Below are 19,376 nucleotides of genomic sequence, written 5' to 3' on the forward strand. Positions count from 1 at the left end.
TTAAAATTAATAATTTTGTAAGTATAAAATGGCTATTAAGTTTTATACTTGCACAACTAAGGGTTATCACCAAGCCTAAGAACAAAAAAAAACTACCCTATAAAGGGTAGTTGCCATCTATTTTGGACATCACAAGAAATCTACAACTCAGAAATAAATATTTCATTAGCCATAAAATAACTCATAATAAACAAAGAATATTCATTCTTCGGCAACTGGCTGGCATAGTTTTTTAACCTTAGCCCCTTTAGCTTTGCGTCTCTAGATTTCCCTAGATTTGCCATTATTCTTTTTACAAATATATTTTATACTAATTTCTGAGTTTTTTAAACAGTTTTATATAATATATTGTAATTTTTTTCTCTTAATCCCCTTTTTCTTATAAAAAATTGTTTTAATAAGGGAAGAATGGATATGGATATGGGTATGGGTATACTGGATAAATAAATGGATATCTTAATAATTCGAGTCTGTTTATTCCACGCATCGGAAACTTTCTTCGTCTAAACCGTCTATATCTATTCGAACGATTGTGTCCCATAGGTTGCTGACGAGTATTTGTATCTTCATTATCATCAATTACTACATCTTCTCCAACTAGCACTATAATGTCATCATCATCTACCCCTTCAATGATCCCATCACACGTACTTCCATCATTCATTATTAAAACCGCATGATAAGTTAAATATGTCTTACATTCCTCTTTTATTGAATGTAAATCTCTATAAGAACCAACTACCTCTAAAGACATATATTTGGCACCTCCTTTTTAATTAATATGATATTCCTATATGACTCTAGTTGTTCTATATTAGTGAAGTTAAACTTAAAAATAAATTTAAATTTGTTTTTATATCCATATAAAAAAAGAAGAAATTGCTTTAAAACAATTTCTTCTCATAATTCAACTTCTAATTTTTATCAGCCGGATATACAAGTCCTATTTGTCTTCTTGCCTCATCCATTATCTCCATAACATTTTTAGAAAACTCTAAAGAATTAATCTTAGATTCTTTTTCTTCATTTTGTATTATATTAATAAATTCTTCGATTTCATAGCACATATTATGTTGTTCTTGATATCTAGATAAATCCTCAACTCTCCCGTCTCTATATATAATTTTTACAGACCCCATTGTATTTACTCTATCTATTACCATAGTTCCCTCTTCCCCCTGAATCTCTGTAGGAAGGTGTGAGTTAGATATTTTAGAGTATATTACGTTAGCTTCCATATCATCATACTTAAATATTATTGTACCCTCTCCATCAGCTCCTGATTCAAGCATATAGCTACTAGCTTTTACTTCATTTGGTTTTCCAAAAAGAGCTACCATCGGAGCTATAGTATATACACCAATATCCATTAGTGATCCATTTGATAATTCAGGATTAAAAGCATTTAATACTATTCCCTCTTTATACTTATCATATCTTGAAGAATATTGACAAAAGCTTGCAAAGTATCTTCTTACTTTACCAAGCTTATTTATATTTTCCATAGCAGCTTTAAAATTTGGCATAAGTGTAGTTTTCATAGCTTCCATTAATACTACATTATTTTTCTTGGCCGCTTCTATCATTTCATTAACTTCTTTTGCATTGGAAGCAAAAGCTTTTTCTCCTAATACATGTTTCCCATTATTCATAAATAGTATTGCTTGCTCTGCATGTAACCTATTCGGTGATGCTATATATACTGCGTCTATAAGGTCACTTTTAGCCATTTCTTCTAGGCTAGTAAATGTATTTTCTACTCCATATTTATTAGCGAATTCCTTTGCTTTCTCTTCAGTTCTAGAGTAAACTGCTGTAAGTTTAAAATCCTTAACTAAGTTTGCCCCCTCTAAAAACCATGTTGTTATATTGTTTGTCCCTATAATTCCAAATCTAATCATTTCTCAAGCCACCTCTTTTATTATTTTATAAACATAATATTTTAATTAGTTAAATAAATTCTTTCACTCTTAGACTTTCATAGTTTCAGTTTACTTCCTAAAATCATTAACATAATAATTAATAATATCTTTTTACCTAATTTATTCATAAATGAATCATAAAGAGAAATATACTTAAATATATTGATTTACTTCCCTGTAGAATACATTAACAATTTTACTATTAAGTTTAAGTCTACCTAAATAAAATATTTATACTATTAATTTTACATTTATATTAGGTATATACTCAATAGTTAAGGGGAATATAATAAATAATTTATTTAGATTTTAACTCTAAAATTATACAAACATATATTTTCGTAATGAACCGAACTAATCATATTCATTCGTAGGAGTAAATTCAAATTACTAAATCATAGATTTAGAATCTCACTTGAAGAAGGTATAAAAATGAAAATTTTAAAAAATGATAGGTATTTCTCAAATAACTTAAAAAATTTTTTATATTTTATAGCTTATAGTATTTTTATAATTACTATATTCTTTCTTTTTGCCCTTAATATATCTAAAACTAGTAACTTAACTTCTAATAATTATTATTTAGAAGATGATAGTTTTGATGTAGGTAGCTTTAATAAAAACACTATTTCTCTTGAGTTAAAAGCAACTGAATTTATTAATGATTTATTTTCTGACAGAAATGACGCTTTTTTAACCGGCTATATAAAAGATTTATCCAGGTTTTATAACCTAACTCACACAAATAGCACTTATTCATTTAATAATGAACTTAAACGTATAGCTTATTTAAGGGATTGGGCAATTGAAAGAGGAGTAATTTTCACCTCTATAACATCTAATGTTAAAATAAAAAACTTAAAAGATAATGGTGATACAATTACTTTTAAAGCTGATGAGAACTGTGAATTTAATTATATTTACTATGATGATAATACAGAAAACACATTTAATGTAAACTTAATTCACATACTTTCTCTTAATAAATTAGATAATAGTTTCGAAATTGAAAAAGATTATTATTTAGACTTCTTAAATAATACCTCCAACAATTATACTTATAATTTAAATGGAGGTCATTTAGAATTTTCTAAATCCTTTAATAAAAACTTTACTTTAGTAAATGAATTTAATATTGGAGATATACTTTCCTATAAAAAATTTAACTTTGTAGATCATAAAGGTGTAGTTTGTGGATATGATTCTAAAAATTATCCGCTAATAAACTCTACTACAATTAACTCAAATAACATTCCTTTTGACTTAGGTTGGAAGGAAAAAAATATCTATAAAGAATAATAAATACCCAAGATAGATTACTATAATAATCCATCTTGGGTATTAACTTAATTATTAATTAAGTTCTTATATTCTTCTATTACTTCATTAAAAATTTCTTTAGCATAGCTACATTTAACTTTATCAGAATCTTTATAATAATTTATGTCATATAATGCTTTCCAAAGCACCCATCCTCTAGCTCTATTCCAAGTTTCCTTATCTAACTCAAGTATATTTTTAAATACTTCTCTTTCTTCACCTTTGAAGAATGTCCAGTACATAGCTAAATCACATGCGGGATCACCTACGCCCAATATTCCAAAATCAATTATGGCTTCTAACTTACCATTTAATATAAGAATATTAGTAGGTGCCATATCTCCATGAACCCAAACGTTATTTTTCTTCCATTTAGAATTAAGAGCTAATTCCCAAATCTCATTTAATAAATCTTTTTCTATATTAAGATAATCTTCTAATTCATTTACCAGCCATATATATTCATCATTATAAACTAATATATCTCCACCACGATAAAAGTTATGTTTACCTGCTATAGGTCCATCACTACAATCTATAGCTTGCAATGAAACTAAAAACTCAGCTAAATCCTTTGCAAACTCATTCATATTAGATATATTTTCTCTTTTTGCTATATCTCCATCTATCCATGAACATATTGACCATACATATGGAAATTCCTCACACTTATTGCCCTTAGCTATTATCTCAGGTATTTTAACTTTTAATTCCTCTTTCAATTTAGGTATCCATTTTTGTTCCTTCTCAGCTTGAAGAGCATAATCCTTCCCACTAGGTAATCTAATTGACATATCCTCTCCTAAATGAAAAGTTCTATTATCATGTCCCATATTACTTACTGCTTTAATTTCTAAATCATCCCACTTAGGAAATTGCTTCTTTATTAGCATTTTTACTAAATCTATATTAATTATCTCCATATATCCTCCATAAGTAAAAGTATATATTTAAAGAGATTGTATAATTATTATATAAATAATTAAATACAATCTCTTTACCTATTTCTATATTATCGTTAACTTATTGAATTTACTATTAATTTACTTATTACTAATTAATTTATCTTTGTTATTTTATTCTAGCAACACCACTATTAATTGCAGCTTGTTTTACTGCTTCTGCAACAGCTTCTGCTACATTTTTATTTAGTGCCTTTGGTATTATATAATCCTCATTTAATTCTTCATCAGAAACTTGATCAGCTATAGCATGTGCAGCTGCTAACTTCATCTCTTCATTTATATCACTTGCTCTTACATCAAGAGCTCCTCTAAATATACCTGGAAATGCAAGTACATTATTTACTTGGTTAGGGAAATCTGATCTTCCAGTTCCTATTATTCTAGCTCCGCCTTTTTTAGCATCTTCTGGGAATATTTCTGGAACTGGATTTGCCATAGCAAAAATTATGGCATCTCTATTCATTGTACTTACCATTTCAGTTGAAAGAAGGTTTGGTGCAGATACACCTACGAATACGTCTGCTCCCTTAATTGAATCAGCTAACTCACCGCTTTCATTGTTAGGGTTAGTTATCTTAGAAATCTCAACTAAAGATGGATCAGTGTACTCTTTATTTCTATCTATAATTCCTTCTTTGTTAAACATTACTATGTTCTTTACTCCAAAGCTTAGTAAAAGCTTAGCTATAGCAACTCCTGCTGCTCCCGCACCACTCATTACTACCTTTAAGTCTGAAGGCTCTTTCTTAATTATCTTTAAAGCATTCATTATTCCTGCTAAAACTACTATCGCAGTTCCATGTTGGTCATCATGGAATACTGGAATATCTAATTTTTCTTTAAGTCTTCTCTCTATTTCAAAACATCTTGGAGCAGATATATCCTCTAAGTTTATTCCACCTAAAGAACCAGCTATCCTAGATACTGTCTCTACTATTTCATCTGTATCTTTAGTATTTAAAACTATTGGGAATGCGTCTACATCAGCGAATTCTTTGAATAGTATACTTTTGCCTTCCATTACTGGTAAAGAAGCTAATGCCCCGATATCTCCAAGACCTAAAACTGCTGTACCATCTGAAATTACAGCAACTGTATTACATTTTCTTGTATAGATATAAGCATTAGTTGGGTCTTTTGCTATTTCTCTACAAGGTTCTGCAACACCTGGAGTATAAGCTAAGCTTAAATCTTTTTCACTTTCTACCTTAGCTCTTGAAATTACTTCAAATTTACCTTTTAATTCTTTGTGAAATTGTAATGATTCCTCATATATACTCATATTAAAGCACCTCTATTTCTTTAATTAAACTACTTTGCTACCATGAATCTCAACTGTATTTGTATACTCTAATAGATAATCTCTATTTTCCTTAGTAACACTCTTACCAGGCATTATCGAAATTTTTCCATTTGCATACTCTGAAAATGCTTTTAATTCATCTTTACCTTCTATAGCGTTAGCTTTTCCACCCTTTGTAAGAATTCTGTTTATTCCTAATTCAGCTAACTTATCAATAGCCTTATATTTATCTTCTATTTCATCGAAAGCCATATGGAATGTAACACTTAATCCTTCACACTCTTGTAATAAAGCTTCTATAGTTTCTATATCTATCTCTTTTCCTTTTAAAGCTCCTATTACAACTCCATGAGCACCTAACTTTTTACAAACCTTAATATCTTCCTTCATAATTTCAACTTCATCAGAAGAGTATTCAAAGTTTCCACCTCTAGGTCTTATTATAACCATAACTGGTATATTAGTTTTTTCAACTGCAAGCTTTATAGTACCATAACTTGGTGTGGTACCATCTTGCATTAAGTTATCACATAACTCAATTCTATTAGCACCACGTTTTTCAGCTTCTATAGCTTCAATGTAATTACCAACACAAGCTTCATAAATAGCCATAATCCTCTCCTCCATTGCATATTGCTATTATAATTATAGAAACTCCCAAGGGAGTTTCTAAATCAATTCTTAACTCTTAATTGTTAACTCTTAACTTAGTCAAAAGTTACTGGTGAGTTTATTCTCTTAATATAAGCATCTAACCATTCTTGGCTAGCTGGTTCATAAGTAGTAACTCCATTTTCTTGTTTGTCACATACATAAACTTGTGGTTCTTCTCCATCTCTTACTACTGAGAATGAGAAACCAGCTATATTTGTAGCTGCACCGAATTCACCTTTGTTATTCATACAAACTACTGATAAATCTCCTGATTTACCTCTTCTCCTTGTTAGTTCATCATGTAATTTTGAAACAGCTGTATCTGCTGCTTGTTGTGGAGTCATTCCTTCTTTCATTAATCTTACTATTTCATAAGATATACAACCTTTCATTAAGTCTTCTCCAAGACCTGTTGCAGAAGCTCCTCCTACCTCACTATCACAGTAGAATCCTGATCCTGAAACTGGTGAATCACCAACTCTTCCTCTTCTCTTCATGAATAATCCACTTGTGGAAGTAGCTGCCACCATAGAACCTTCTGTATCTAATGATATCATTCCTACTGTATCATGTCCATCATATGGGCTTAATCCTTTTTCTATCGTTTCTTTTCTTCTCTTTTCGTAGAATTGTTTAGCTCTATCCGTTAGCATATTAACTCTTTCAAAGCCGTTTTTATGAGCGTATTCTTCAGCTCCAGTTCCAACTAAGAAACAGTTAAATCTTTCTTCGCTTAATTTTCTAGCTATGCTTATTGGGTTTTTAAAATCTCTAATTCCTCCAACAGCTCCTATAGATAAAGTATTACCATCCATGTATGCTGCATCTAATTCAACTTCACAGTTTTCGTTTGGTAATCCACCATATCCAACTGATTTATATAATGGATAATCTTCTACCATCTTTATAGCTTTTTCAATAGCATCTCCTGCTGTAGCTCCGTTATTTAAATCTTTTGCAGCCTCTGTTATTCCCTCTACTGCCATTCTCCATGTTGCAATCATTCCATATTTCATAATGTCATCCTCCCAAACGTACAATTTATACAATATATTAAAGCAATTTTTGTGCCAACATAATTACCCATTGATTTCTCTTATAAGAGTGTTGTAAAATAATACATATTCAAGTGTTTATTAAGAAAATCGACACACTTTTTTAAAATAACACACAAATTAACACTATAGGTAAGATCCTTTGTATACAATTACATCTAAGGGGTGAGCTTTATGAAGAGAATTGATCTAATCCTAAACTCTATAGAACGTCTTGATAAAGGACAAGGTGTTACTACTATAGAAATAAGTAAAACATTAAATTTAGAACGTTCTAATGTTAGTAAAGATTTAAATAAACTAGTTTCACTAGGTAAACTTTACAAAAATTCATCAAGACCAGTAAAATATTTTTTAAATTCGCCTACTGTTATAAACTTTTCTGCAAGGTCTTCAATAGATAATCTTGCTTACTTATATCCATCGCTAGCACCAGCAATTAAACTTGCTAAAACCTCAATCATTTATCCTCCAAATGGGATGAATTCACTTATAATAGGTGATACCGGTGTTGGTAAGTCAATGCTTGCAAAACTTATGTATGAATATGCACAATCACTTTCACCATCTGAAGATATGCCTTTCGTACATTTTAACTGTTCAGATTACTCCAATAACCCACAATTATTAAGTGCCCATCTCTTTGGTGTAAAGAAAGGTACTTTCACTGGAGCTACTGAAGATAGACCAGGTCTGATTGAGCAAGCTGATGGCGGTTTCTTATTCTTAGATGAAATACATAACCTTCCTAATGAAGGTCAAGAAATGCTATTTGTATATATGGATACAGGATATTTTAAGAGATTTGGTGAAGTTTCTAAACAATTAAAATCAACTACAAGAATTATTTGTGCAACTAATAAAGATATAAATTCATCTTTATTGGATACTTTCACAAGAAGAATCCCTATTAAAATAAACCTTCCTGGCCTTAATGAAAGGCTTCTTGAAGAAAGATTAACACTAATTGAATACTTCTTAAAAGAAGAAAGCTTAAAATTAGATAAGCCAATATTAGTATCATACAATGCAATGTTATGTTTATTATCATATCATTGTCAATATAATATTGGTCAGTTAAAAAATGATATTACTTTAGTTGTTGCAAATGCTTTTTCTGATTACTTTATAAATAATAAAAAACAACTTAAAATTAATAGTCCTGATTTACCAGAGCTTATTAAGAGTATGTCTAACTCTCCTTTAATAAAAGAAAAAGAATTATTAAACTCTTTGAACTTTGATCATGGCTATATCACATATGATGCTAGCACTGAAATAACAAGTCACTCATATGTAAAACAACGTCATGTTATATTAGGTGGTTTTACAAACTTAATTAAAAACATTGATAATATAGTAATTAATAAAGATACACCTAGAGAAACTATAAATAACCTTTTCCAAGGATATTTAAAAACTATTAAGGATAATGAAGCTAATTATAGATTTTCATTAGATGATTATGCATTTAATGAATTTGTAGAAGAAACTTCTGCAAGTAATAACTCTATAAAAATAGCCTTTGAAAGTGGTACCATTAGAAATTTCTTTAGAGTACATATTGATTTGATCTATGATAGAATAAACTTAATAAACTTTAATCCTCTACCAGTACTTAATAGATTAAAATCATACTTTAATGAAGAGTACGACTTAGCATTTGATATTACATCTGTTATAGAAAAAACATATAATATCAATATTTCTTCAGTTGAAGTACTATTCTTAGTACTATTCTGTATATATATAAATCAGTAATTTTGTTAGGTGAAAAGTCAGCTACGTTGAAGGGAAAAGACACCTTTTGGTATAGTGAAAGGTTTGCTGCCGCAAATGAGAAAATTGGCTTCGCCAAGATAATGTTCACTTCATGAATAGAAATATCTACTTTCTCCAATAGAAATTTTCGCTTTATGAAGATGCTATAAAAAATTTCTAATTATAAATTTTCAATTTTCAATTAATAAAAGGCTGTGCTTACGCAACAGCCTTTTATCATGTTTATGTTTAAGTTTTAGTAAGTTAGCATTTTTTCAACGTTTAATAAATTAACTATTTCTGAAGTAGAAAGTCCTGATTCTTCTTCAGCTATTTCTTTTACTTGCTTTCCTGTATAAAGGGCTTTTTTAGCTATAGCAGCAGCTTTTTCATAACCTAATACTGGAGCTAAAGCAGTAACTATTCCTATACTTCCTTCAACTAATTCTTTACATCTCTTAACATTTGGTTCAATTCCTAAAACACAATTGTTTATAAATGTATCAACTCCATTAGATAAGATATTAATTGATTGATATAAGTTATATATTAATACTGGATAGAATGCATTTAATTCTAATTGACCTGATTGAACAGCCATAGATATAGTTAAATCGTTCCCCATTATTTGGAACGCTATTTGTTTCATTACTTCTGGCATTACAGGATTTACTTTACCTGGCATTATTGAAGAACCATTTTGCTTTGATGGTAATTTTATCTCTCCAAATCCTGTTCTTGGTCCTGAAGACATAAGTATTAAATCTCCAGCAATTTTACTTATATTAACTGCACAAGTCTTTAACTGAGAAGAAACTTCTGAATATTTATCTAAATTTTGAGTTCCATCAATTAAATCTTCTACTTGATAAACATCTAATCCTGATACAGTGCTTAATTCATTAACAACAGTATCCATATATTTTCTACTTGCTGTAATTCCAGTTCCTACTGCTGTACCACCTAAGTTAACACCTAGTAATTCATCTTTAACAGCATCTATTCTCTTAACATCTCTTCCTATAGCTCTTGAGAATGCTTTAAATTCAGCTCCTAAGCTTATTGGAACTGCATCTTGCATTTCAGTTCTTCCCATTTTAACTATATTTGCAAATTCCTTCGATTTTTCATCAAAAGCTGCTTCTAATCTCTTAAGTTGTTCAACACATGTAACTAAATATTTATAAGCTGTTACACTTCCTGCTGTTGGTATAACATCATTTGTAGATTGCCCCATATTTACATGATCATTTGGGTGTATTGGATAATATTCACCTTTTGCATGTCCTAATATTTCATTTGCTCTATTTGCAATTAACTCATTCATATTCATATTTAAAGAGGTACCTGCTCCCCCTTGAATAGGATCTATAATAAATTGATCTATAAGTTGTCCAGCAATTACTTCATCACAAGCTTTTACAATAGCATTAGCTAATTCTTCTTTTAACTCACCAGCTTTCATATTTGCAATAGCACACGCCTTTTTAACAATAGCTAAATCCTTTACAAACCTTTCATCAACATTTAACCCTGTAATTCTGAAATTTTCATAACCTCTTAAACTTTGTACTCCATAATAAGCGTCTTTCGCTATTTCCTTAGTTCCAATAGAATCTCTCTCTACTCTAAAATCCATTGTTATTTCCTCCTAAAGTAATATTAAAAATAAATATCTATACTATTTACTTTAGCAAAAGCTGTGCCATCTTAATTTTCCTACAGTTTTTCTTAGTATTTTTTAATAAATAACTCTTTTCACTCAACATAAAAAGAAAAAACTACACACTAAAAAATACTGTGTAGTTTTTAATAAGTTTTTTGTATAATATAATACACTCAAAATTTATTAACTTGAGATAAAATACACTATTTACGTACTATCTATTCTTTACCATAAAAATATTCGCTACATGAATAAAAATATCTTAATTAGATTATTCTCTTTGATCTACTTAAGATATAAATATTTTTATAGTTCTATCTTTACATTTTCTAAACTGTGTTTTTCTTCTTAAAAATGCATAACTTCCTTATTTGGCTCAGCCTATTATCATTTTCCAAAATTATGTAGTATAATTATATATAAATATATTCGTAGTTAAAAACACTCGTATTAGAGTACGAGCGAAGCTCACAATATGAATATTTGATTTCATCAAAGAAAAATGTGTATTTCAAATAGAAAAAATAATAAAAGAAATATGTTTAATATTGAGGTGTTTATGCAAGAAAATTCTATTGGCCGAGGAGTTATAATTCTAGCCATATCAAGTATTATATTAAAACTATTGTCAGCTTTATATATGCCAGTTTTGTCTCATATTTTAACTGATGACGGAATAGCAATATATACTGTTGGGTATGATGTTTTTATATTTATATTCGCTCTAACTAGTCTAGGGATTCAGCCTGCAATAACAAAGTTAGTATCAGAAGAAAGAACTATAGGCTTGGATAAAGATGTGTTCAATGTTCTTTTTATCTCAAAAAAATTTTTGTTAATTTATGGAGGTATAGCAAGTGTAGTATTTGCTATATTAGCAAAACCACTTTCGATATTATTTAATAGTAACGATTCAATTAAAGTATTTGTTTTCTTATCTCCGGCGATTCTTTTAGCATCAATATTAGCTGCATATAGAGGTTTTTTTCAGGGATATAACGATATGATTACACTTAGTATATCCAATATTATTGAACAGTTATTTAATGTTATATTTAGTTTGTTCTTTGCTTTTCAACTAGTAAACATATCTATTTCATGGGGAAGTACAGGAGGAACGATTGGTACGACTTTAGGTGCTATTGGAGCTATAACATATATTAAATATATATTAAATAAAAAATATCAATCTAAATTAATTTCTATAAATACTTCGGAAGATAAATATAAAAGAAAGTCACATAATAATAAAATTTTAAAAAGATTATTTATAAGTGCAGTACCATTTATATTAATAGCAGCTATACAAAATATATCTGCTATTATTGATGTATTTACTGTAAGAACTTTTATTGAAACTGATATAAATATAAGAACAGCAACATTAAAATACTATACAACTATAATAAATGTACCACTTGTTATAATTACTTCTTTAGGTATAGGAATTTTTCCAAAAATAATTAAAGGTTATCTTGAAAAAAATAAAAAAGAATTAGTAATTCAAACATCTTACTGCTACAAATTAACGTATATTATTACAATTCCTTCAGTATGTGGATTAATGATTTTGGGTAAGGATATATTTAAACTAGTTTTTAATAGAGATTTTGGGTATGAAATATTATTATTTGGTGCAGTTGCATTAATTTTTATGGCACTGTCTACAATCCAAAATATAGTTCTTCAAGGAATGAACAAATTTAAATTCATTATAAAGCTAGGATTTATATCACTCATTATAAAAACATTAATTAATATAATTTTTATCAGAATCAATAATATAAATGTCATTGGAGCTGTTATTGGAAGCATAGTATCATTGGCTATTATTACAGCATGTAATCATATTAGTCTACAAGAATATTTTGATATTAAAATACCAATTATTAATCAAAGTAAAATTCCATTAATTGCATCAATAATAATGAGTATTGTTTTATTAATATTGAGATATATATTAATAGCTGGATTCATTTCTGATAATTATACAAGAATAAATATATGCATAGTGACGTTTGGGTTAATCGTTATAGGAGGTATCATATATTTTCTATCTCTCTTATTATTAGGAGGCATTAGTAAATATGAGCTAGACACAATCTCTCCAGTTATATATAGACGACTTCCTTTAAAATTACAAAATAGAATAGTTAAAACAATATAATAAACCTATATTTATACAAAATTTAATTTGCAACTTTAAATTTTGATTAAAAGTTATATTATTAAGTTTATTAAATTTATAAAATATAAGCAGGAAATTTTATGTATTTTGCACCAATGCTATATGAGGATATTTAACTATTGCTTTAATGCTAACTTTTACAGGCTTATGGATATATATTTTAATACTTTAAATAAAGATTTTAAAAGTATATATCAAGAAAAAGCCTAATATAAATCTTAAACTTGGGGGGGAATTATGGGGAAAAAGAATAAGAATTATATACTTGTGTTAATTCTTTTAATTGGTATTGTAATAATAACTACAATATTTTCAAAATATTTTAATAGTGCAACAAGGAAAGAAATTAAACTAAGTTCAACTAACATTGAAACATTAAATTTAAAAGAAGAATTTCAAAATATAAAAAATGAACTCAATATAAAGAACGAAGTTAAGTTAGATAGTATAAATATAGAATATACTAATGATGAAGAAATAACTCTGATGAGTACATTTTTTATCGATGAAAAAGATGTTGATATAAAATATTTTTATAGTCTTTATTATAATAAAGAAAAGTTTAAAGATAATCTTATAATAGAAAAAATTAAAAATAAAAATTTTTATAATGATAATAAATTGTTAGAGATTAGTAGTTTTAACTTATGTGAAGAGTTTTTGAATAAGTTTAACTTAGTAAAAAATGAAAAACCACTAAACATATATGAGGAGTATTCTTTATATGCTAGTGGTAATATGGTTAGATATAAGTTAAGAAGTGGAAAAGCTATTGTTATGGGTAAAAATAATAACGTTAGAGAATTAACTGATGAAAAAGAAGCTGTAGATGGAGATTTTATAAATATTACAGGAACAAAACGAGATGGAAAGTCTGTAAATACTGCTGCACCTATAGAGAAAACTTATGGAAGTGTTGATATAATAATTCAATAAATAAAAAGAGCCTAAAAATAATGAATTAAAAGAATTATCTCTTAAATTACTTTTAGTATTAAACAATCTTAAATTATTACGAATAAAACTGCGCAGGACTACATTCTACGCAGTTTATTCTATACTATCTTTTTAATTTCAAGTATTCTTCTCTTCCTATCTTATAAAGATTGTTTCCTTCAGAATCTATAATAACTATAAGTGGTAAATCTTTTACTCTTATCTTTCTTATTGCTTCTGCACCTAAATCTTCGTAAGCTACAATTTCACATTCTTCTACTCTTTGCGCCATTAAAGCTGCAGCTCCACCTATTGCTCCAAAGTATACAGCTTTATTTTCTACTATTGATTTTACTACTTCGTCATTTCTCTTACCTTTGCCTATCATTCCTTTTAAGCCTAAGTTAAGTAATTGTGGTGTATAGTCATCCATTCTATAACTAGTTGTAGGCCCGGCTGATCCTATAACTTGTCCTGGCTTTTCTGGTGATGGCCCAACATAGTATATAGTTTGATCTTCTATCTCAATAGGAAGTTCTTTTCCTGCATCTAATAATTCAATTAATCTTTTATGTGCTGCATCTCTTGCTGAATATATTACTCCAGATAATAATATAGAGTCTCCAGCTTTAAGATCCTTGATTTTATCATAAGTTAATGGAGTTTCTAATCTTATTTCCATATTTAAACCTCTCTTTCCTTATGTCTAGTTGCATGACAATTTATATTAACTGCTACAGGTAGTCCTGCTATATGAGTTGGATATACTTCAATATTGATTCCTAACGCTGTTGTTCTTCCCCCAAAACCTTGTGGTCCAATTCCTAACTTATTTATTTCACTTATTAATTCTTCTTCTAAATCTTTATAAAATTCTATTTCACTACTTTGATCAATTGGTCTAAGTAAAGCTTTCTTTGCTAAATATGCTGCTTTATCAAAAGTTCCTCCTATCCCTACTCCAACTACCATTGGTGGACATGGATTAGGGCCTGCATTCTCAACTGTTTCTAATATAAATCTTTTAACCCCTTCTACTCCATCTGAAGGCTTAAGCATAGCAATTCTACTCATATTTTCTGAACCAAATCCCTTTGGTGCAACAGTTATTTTTACTTTATCACCTTTAACTATGTCATAGTATATTATCGCAGGTGTATTATCTTTTGTATTAACTCTATTTAGAGGGTCTTTTACAACTGATTTTCTTAAAAATCCTTCCTCATATCCTCTTCTAACCCCTTCATTAATAGCATCTTCTAAGCTACCACCTGTGATATGAACATCTTGTCCTAATTCCACAAAAACACAAGCCATTCCTGTATCTTGACATATAGGCATACTATTATCCCTTGCTATATCAGCATTTAAATATATCTTTTTTAATACATCATTTGCTAAAGGATACTCTTCCTTTTCAATACTATCTTTTAATCCATTTCTTATATCGTCACCTAAATAGTAGTTTGACTCAATGCATAATTCTTTTACTGTATCAACTATCTTCTCAACACTAACTTCTCTCATTTTCCCCTCCAAAAACTTTTTAAAATATATTGTTTATGAGGAGGTATAAATTATACCTCCTCACATATGTTCGTACTTGTAAGTTCAATTAACTAAATCAGAGATTTAGAATTTCACTCACTTTCTATTATTTAATCTTATCTCTTCAAGTAGTTCTCTGTCTACTCTCTTACAGAATTCAGCTATTATTTTAACAGTTTCTACATAATCTCTACGATGTATAACCAATCTATGTGAATGCATATATCTTGTAGGAATTGATAATGTCATAGCTATTATTCCATCAAAACTCTTATGTATGTTAGCAGTATCAGTCCCACCAGCTACCATAAAATCGTAATTTAGCTCTAACCCAACTTCGCTTGCTATAGCTTCTAGCTTGTTTAATAATCCTCTATTAGCTAAAGATAATGAGTCTAATACACTTAGAATTATTCCTCCTCCAAGCTTTGCTCCACCTTTATCCATAGGTGTATCTTTTGCAGTAGTAACATCTAAAGCAAATGCTATATCTGGTTTAATATTAGCTGTAGCCGTCCTAGCACCTCTTATTCCAACTTCTTCTTGAACTGTCCCTACTGAATATACATTAGCATCATGCTCTAATCCATCTAGTTCTCTTAAAACATCAATAGCAACAGCTGCACCTATTCTATCATCCCAAGCCTTACCAAGTAGATAATTAGGATTATTCATAACTTCAAATTTAGTATCTGGAGTTATCATATCACCAATTTGAATTCCTAAAGCCTCTGCTTCTTCCCTATTATCTACACCTAAATCTAAGTGTAAATCTTTAGGTAAAATAACTTTTTCCTTCTCTTTTGCAGGCATTCCGTGAGGAGCTCTAGAACCTACAACTCCAACTATCTTCTTACCTTCAGCTGTAGTTATTATAAGTCTTTGTGATGGCAGTACATGTCCCCACCATCCTCCTACTGGTAAAAGCTTCACATAACCATCTTTATCTATATCTCTAACAATAAACCCAACTTCGTCTAAGTGACCAGCTATCATTATTTTAGGGCCATCTTCTTTACCTTTTTTAAGTCCTATTATTGAACCAAGATTATCATATGATATTTCATCTGCATACTTATCTAAGTATTTTTTCATAACTCTGCTAACTTCTTTTTCGCATCCAGAAATACCATCAGCTTCACTTAGTTCTCTTAACATCTCTAAGTCTACATCATATATCGAATTTTCTTTTGATAAACTCATATTAAACTTCCTCCATGAAGATTCACAAAACTAAAAATTATCTATTTTCAGTTTTAAACATCTCTATCATCTCTGTATTTAACGACTTAATAACTTTAGTAACAGCTTCTCTTGCACCTAAATAGTCATTTACATCAATTATCGAACTATTATTTTCAACATTTCTTGCACAGATACAAGCATTTAGTGTTGGACATCCTCTTAATAGTTTATGTATCCAACCTCCATCACCATCAGACATTGAATAATAGAATTGATGTGAAATACCATTATTTTTGCATGTAGTCATTAAATGATTTAATAAAGCTCTGTTTGGCATCATTGACTTATCATAGAAGTTAATAAGAACTCCTTCCCCCAGCTTACCAACAGCATCAGAATCTCCACTTATATCATCTGCAGTTAAACAATCTAAAACTATAGCTAAGTCAGGAGAAATTAAATTTGTAGCAGTTTGTGAACCTCTAAGTCCTACTTCATGTTGTACTGTACATCCAACGTATAAATCAACATCAAGTTCTACATCTTTTAACGCTTCTAATATTTCTATGCCTAAAACGCATCCATAACGGCTATTCCATGCTTTAGACATAATTCTTTTTCCTGTTGCAAGTACTTCAAAGCTTCCATCAATAACAATAGAGTCACCAAGCTTAATTCCTAATGATGAAAAATCTTCTCTTGATGATGCACCGATATCTATTAATATCTTATCAGCATCTAATACTTTGTCCTTATCATTATTTGATTTTGCTACTATTGTACCTTTATACTCTTCTCCATCATTAGTCATAACTCTAACTCTTTGCCCTAGTAACCCTTGCTTACAAGCTGGACCTAAAGATAATACCTTTATTAATCCATTCTTAGTAAAGTCTTTTACTATAAATCCTACTTCATCCATATGTGATGAAATCATAACTTTAGGTGCATTTTGCTTCTTAGATTTTTTAACTCCATATACTGAACCTAAGTTATCATACACTATTTCATCAGTGTATTCCCTATAATAATTTTGTAGTATTTTTGATATTTTTATTTCATTTCCAGATACAGCTATAACCTGAGTTAACTCTCTCATTAACTCTAAAGTTTTATTTGTAATCATTATTTATCCCCCTATTGTGTCAATTATTTGGCTAATCTATAAAGTGCTTGTGCATAAATTTTTGCATTTAAAATAATATCGCTTATATCCATATACTCATTTGGATTATGAGCTATTCCCTTTTGTCCTGGGAATGATGGTCCAAATGGAACTATATTAGGCATAGCTTTCGCATAAGTTCCTCCAGTTGTAGTTACAGGAGTTCCATCTAATCCTGTTACATCTTCATATGCATCTTGAAGAGATTTTACCATGAAGCAATCTTTGTCAAACTTCACTGGATTATAATTGTGTAAAAGTTCAATCTCTACATTTTCTGTAGCTTTTGATCTTATTTGTTCCATTATTTCATCTATCGTTGCTACTGCTGGATAGCTTAACGCCAAGTTAAACCCTAAGCTATTTTCATCATTATCTAATGAGTATCCTCTCATAACCATAGTTCCAAACTCTTTATCATCATAATTGATACCAAGTCTTTCCCCATTATCTTTACTACTTAAAATATATTTATTTACAAAGTCAAAGAATTCTCTTGTAACTTCAACTCTATTTTCATTATCTATATCAACTTTAACTCTTATTTTCGCTCTTCCTCTTTCACCATATACAACAGGATACTTACAATCTGGAGTAAATCCCATCACTGGTGGTTTTTCCTTACTTAAATAATAATCTAAATCTGTGAATCCACTTTCTTCATCAGTCCCAAAAACTATTCTTACTGGCTTAGTTAATTTTAAACCACTTTCTTTTATTGCATATAAACCATATAAAGCTGACATTATAGGTCCTTTATTATCTAAAACACCTCTGCTAAATATCTTCCCATCTTCTATATGTCCACTGAATGGTGGATTAATCCAACCTTCTCCTACTGGAACTACATCTAAATGTCCGAAAACACCTACATAATCTTCCCCTTCACCAAACTCTGCGTATCCCATATATCCATCTATATTTTTAGTCTTAAATCCAAGTTCTTCTGATATTTCAAGTGCTTTAAGAAGAGCATTATTTACCTCTTCACCAAATGGAGCTCCATCAATAGCTTCACTTTCAACACTTGGTATTTTTACTACATCTATAATATGATTAATCATTTTATCTTTATTTTCATCGATCTTAATACTTAATATATCTTCCATACGCTCTCCACTCCATATATTTTTTAACCATATATAATATGGTAGCCTAAGACTTTCTTAGGCTACCACTCTTATTAATAACATATAGTCTCTACTAAATCCTCTATGTTTTCTTTATTAACTTTTTTATGAGCTAATTGACAAATATGTCTTAAAGAATCATTTAATCCAATTCCACCTTTTTTAGGCATCTTTACTATATTAACTGAATCTTTAAACTCTGCAATTGTCTCATCATTTTCTTGTGACATAGCTGCTACTGCAGGAATATCTGTATTTGCTTCAATAGCTTTAGCTAATTTAGCACTCATAGCTGCATATCCTTTATAGTTAAATGCTGGTCCACATATAACTACATCAGGGTTTATCTTTTTAGTCATTCCTACAACTTTTCTAGTAACTTCTTCTTCATTTTCTGCGAAGAATGCATCACCGCAGTATATAGTAGCTACAATTTTTCCATCTTCAGCTTTTAATGCAGGTTCTAACATACTTGCAGAACCTATAGGCATCATTTTTCCTCCTAAAGCTTGGTGAGCATTTTCTTTTCCACCCATTCCTGCTTGGATTTGATCAAATATCATTAAAACCTTCATTTT

At 29.4% G+C, this 19,376-nt stretch carries 17 protein-coding genes and 1 riboswitch; of the genes, 4 read left to right on the forward strand and 13 right to left on the reverse strand.

Annotated elements, in window-relative coordinates:
* Positions 1–207: 207 nt before the first annotated feature.
* Positions 208–292, reverse strand: a riboswitch (cyclic di-GMP riboswitch).
* A gap of 102 nt (positions 293–394) precedes the next feature.
* Positions 395–754 (reverse strand): hypothetical protein, encoded by a 360-nt coding sequence (locus tag H8S20_RS03155; RefSeq protein ID WP_032119853.1) that lies wholly within the window; start codon positions 752–754, stop codon positions 395–397.
* Positions 755–914: 160 nt separating this feature from the next.
* Entirely contained in the window at positions 915–1,901 is a 987-nt protein-coding gene (locus H8S20_RS03160; RefSeq protein ID WP_032119854.1) for a Gfo/Idh/MocA family protein, read from the reverse strand.
* A 453-nt stretch (positions 1,902–2,354) separates the two neighbouring features.
* Here H8S20_RS03160 and H8S20_RS03165 point away from each other — a divergent pair, with 453 nt between their 5' ends.
* Positions 2,355–3,221 carry an amidase domain-containing protein gene (locus H8S20_RS03165; protein ID WP_032119855.1) on the forward strand — a complete coding sequence of 289 codons (867 nt, stop codon included), beginning with the start codon at positions 2,355–2,357 and terminating at the stop codon, positions 3,219–3,221.
* 47 nt (positions 3,222–3,268) lie between these two features.
* Here the strand turns inward: H8S20_RS03165 and H8S20_RS03170 are convergent, their stop codons facing one another.
* The 4 genes from H8S20_RS03170 to H8S20_RS03185 form a co-directional block, all read right to left on the reverse strand.
* Positions 3,269–4,165 carry an aminoglycoside phosphotransferase family protein gene (locus tag H8S20_RS03170; RefSeq protein ID WP_032119856.1) on the reverse strand — a complete coding sequence of 299 codons (897 nt, stop codon included), beginning with the start codon at positions 4,163–4,165 and terminating at the stop codon, positions 3,269–3,271.
* 148 nt (positions 4,166–4,313) lie between these two features.
* Positions 4,314–5,489, reverse strand: coding sequence for an NAD(P)-dependent malic enzyme (locus H8S20_RS03175; RefSeq protein WP_032119857.1), 1,176 nt, complete (start codon positions 5,487–5,489; stop codon positions 4,314–4,316).
* Positions 5,490–5,513: 24 nt separating this feature from the next.
* A complete protein-coding gene (locus H8S20_RS03180; RefSeq protein ID WP_032119858.1) occupies positions 5,514–6,122 on the reverse strand; it encodes a copper homeostasis protein CutC in 609 nt (202 codons plus the stop codon).
* A 95-nt stretch (positions 6,123–6,217) separates the two neighbouring features.
* Positions 6,218–7,180, reverse strand: a complete 963-nt coding sequence (locus H8S20_RS03185; RefSeq protein ID WP_032119859.1) for a glycosylasparaginase — start codon at positions 7,178–7,180, stop codon at positions 6,218–6,220.
* Positions 7,181–7,393: 213 nt separating this feature from the next.
* Here H8S20_RS03185 and H8S20_RS03190 point away from each other — a divergent pair, with 213 nt between their 5' ends.
* Positions 7,394–8,980 carry a sigma 54-interacting transcriptional regulator gene (locus H8S20_RS03190; RefSeq protein WP_032119860.1) on the forward strand — a complete coding sequence of 529 codons (1,587 nt, stop codon included), beginning with the start codon at positions 7,394–7,396 and terminating at the stop codon, positions 8,978–8,980.
* 256 nt (positions 8,981–9,236) lie between these two features.
* On the opposite strand, the gene H8S20_RS03195 is transcribed toward H8S20_RS03190, so the two are convergent.
* Positions 9,237–10,619, reverse strand: a complete 1,383-nt coding sequence (locus tag H8S20_RS03195) for an aspartate ammonia-lyase (RefSeq protein WP_032119861.1) — start codon at positions 10,617–10,619, stop codon at positions 9,237–9,239.
* 586 nt (positions 10,620–11,205) lie between these two features.
* Here H8S20_RS03195 and H8S20_RS03200 point away from each other — a divergent pair.
* Together H8S20_RS03200 and H8S20_RS03205 are read left to right on the forward strand one after the other, a co-directional pair.
* Positions 11,206–12,813 (forward strand): oligosaccharide flippase family protein, encoded by a 1,608-nt coding sequence (locus tag H8S20_RS03200; RefSeq protein WP_032119862.1) that lies wholly within the window; start codon positions 11,206–11,208, stop codon positions 12,811–12,813.
* 258 nt (positions 12,814–13,071) lie between these two features.
* A complete protein-coding gene (locus H8S20_RS03205; protein ID WP_032119863.1) occupies positions 13,072–13,770 on the forward strand; it encodes a hypothetical protein in 699 nt (232 codons plus the stop codon).
* 124 nt (positions 13,771–13,894) lie between these two features.
* On the opposite strand, the gene H8S20_RS03210 is transcribed toward H8S20_RS03205, so the two are convergent.
* The 6 genes from H8S20_RS03210 to H8S20_RS03235 all read right to left on the reverse strand — a co-directional run bounded on the left by H8S20_RS03210 (position 13,895) and on the right by H8S20_RS03235 (position 19,373).
* A complete protein-coding gene (locus tag H8S20_RS03210; RefSeq protein WP_032119864.1) occupies positions 13,895–14,452 on the reverse strand; it encodes a Fe-S-containing hydro-lyase in 558 nt (185 codons plus the stop codon).
* A gap of 2 nt (positions 14,453–14,454) precedes the next feature.
* On the reverse strand, positions 14,455–15,297 hold the full coding sequence (locus H8S20_RS03215) for a fumarate hydratase (RefSeq protein WP_032119865.1): 843 nt from the start codon (positions 15,295–15,297) through the stop codon (positions 14,455–14,457).
* A 117-nt stretch (positions 15,298–15,414) separates the two neighbouring features.
* On the reverse strand, positions 15,415–16,521 hold the full coding sequence (locus tag H8S20_RS03220; protein WP_032119866.1) for a M42 family metallopeptidase: 1,107 nt from the start codon (positions 16,519–16,521) through the stop codon (positions 15,415–15,417).
* A gap of 37 nt (positions 16,522–16,558) precedes the next feature.
* Positions 16,559–17,629, reverse strand: coding sequence for a M42 family metallopeptidase (locus H8S20_RS03225; RefSeq protein ID WP_032119867.1), 1,071 nt, complete (start codon positions 17,627–17,629; stop codon positions 16,559–16,561).
* Positions 17,630–17,652: 23 nt separating this feature from the next.
* The gene (locus H8S20_RS03230; protein ID WP_032119868.1) at positions 17,653–18,777 is read right to left on the reverse strand and encodes a Sapep family Mn(2+)-dependent dipeptidase; all 1,125 of its coding nucleotides are present in this window, start codon (positions 18,775–18,777) and stop codon (positions 17,653–17,655) included.
* Positions 18,778–18,851: 74 nt separating this feature from the next.
* Entirely contained in the window at positions 18,852–19,373 is a 522-nt protein-coding gene (locus tag H8S20_RS03235) for a GrdB-related putative oxidoreductase (RefSeq protein WP_032119869.1), read from the reverse strand.
* Positions 19,374–19,376: the final 3 nt, after the last annotated feature.

This window comes from Clostridium hominis, from assembly GCF_014287825.1.
Lineage (GTDB): Bacteria > Bacillota > Clostridia > Clostridiales > Clostridiaceae > Clostridium > Clostridium hominis.

What these genes read in the sequence shown, in the direction of transcription:
- H8S20_RS03235 (WP_032119869.1), bottom strand. Translation starts at nt 19,373, where the DNA reads ATGAAGGTTTTAATGATATTTGATCAAATCCAAGCAGGAATGGGTGGA.
- H8S20_RS03195 (WP_032119861.1), bottom strand. Translation starts at nt 10,619, where the DNA reads ATGGATTTTAGAGTAGAGAGAGATTCTATTGGAACTAAGGAAATAGCG.
- H8S20_RS03175 (WP_032119857.1), bottom strand. Translation starts at nt 5,489, where the DNA reads ATGAGTATATATGAGGAATCATTACAATTTCACAAAGAATTAAAAGGT.
- H8S20_RS03215 (WP_032119865.1), bottom strand. Translation starts at nt 15,297, where the DNA reads ATGAGAGAAGTTAGTGTTGAGAAGATAGTTGATACAGTAAAAGAATTA.
- H8S20_RS03220 (WP_032119866.1), bottom strand. Translation starts at nt 16,521, where the DNA reads ATGAGTTTATCAAAAGAAAATTCGATATATGATGTAGACTTAGAGATG.
- H8S20_RS03225 (WP_032119867.1), bottom strand. Translation starts at nt 17,629, where the DNA reads ATGATTACAAATAAAACTTTAGAGTTAATGAGAGAGTTAACTCAGGTT.
- H8S20_RS03185 (WP_032119859.1), bottom strand. Translation starts at nt 7,180, where the DNA reads ATGAAATATGGAATGATTGCAACATGGAGAATGGCAGTAGAGGGAATA.
- H8S20_RS03200 (WP_032119862.1), top strand. Translation starts at nt 11,206, where the DNA reads ATGCAAGAAAATTCTATTGGCCGAGGAGTTATAATTCTAGCCATATCA.
- H8S20_RS03205 (WP_032119863.1), top strand. Translation starts at nt 13,072, where the DNA reads ATGGGGAAAAAGAATAAGAATTATATACTTGTGTTAATTCTTTTAATT.
- H8S20_RS03180 (WP_032119858.1), bottom strand. Translation starts at nt 6,122, where the DNA reads ATGGCTATTTATGAAGCTTGTGTTGGTAATTACATTGAAGCTATAGAA.
- H8S20_RS03210 (WP_032119864.1), bottom strand. Translation starts at nt 14,452, where the DNA reads ATGGAAATAAGATTAGAAACTCCATTAACTTATGATAAAATCAAGGAT.
- H8S20_RS03190 (WP_032119860.1), top strand. Translation starts at nt 7,394, where the DNA reads ATGAAGAGAATTGATCTAATCCTAAACTCTATAGAACGTCTTGATAAA.
- H8S20_RS03155 (WP_032119853.1), bottom strand. Translation starts at nt 754, where the DNA reads ATGTCTTTAGAGGTAGTTGGTTCTTATAGAGATTTACATTCAATAAAA.
- H8S20_RS03165 (WP_032119855.1), top strand. Translation starts at nt 2,355, where the DNA reads ATGAAAATTTTAAAAAATGATAGGTATTTCTCAAATAACTTAAAAAAT.
- H8S20_RS03160 (WP_032119854.1), bottom strand. Translation starts at nt 1,901, where the DNA reads ATGATTAGATTTGGAATTATAGGGACAAACAATATAACAACATGGTTT.
- H8S20_RS03170 (WP_032119856.1), bottom strand. Translation starts at nt 4,165, where the DNA reads ATGGAGATAATTAATATAGATTTAGTAAAAATGCTAATAAAGAAGCAA.
- H8S20_RS03230 (WP_032119868.1), bottom strand. Translation starts at nt 18,777, where the DNA reads ATGGAAGATATATTAAGTATTAAGATCGATGAAAATAAAGATAAAATG.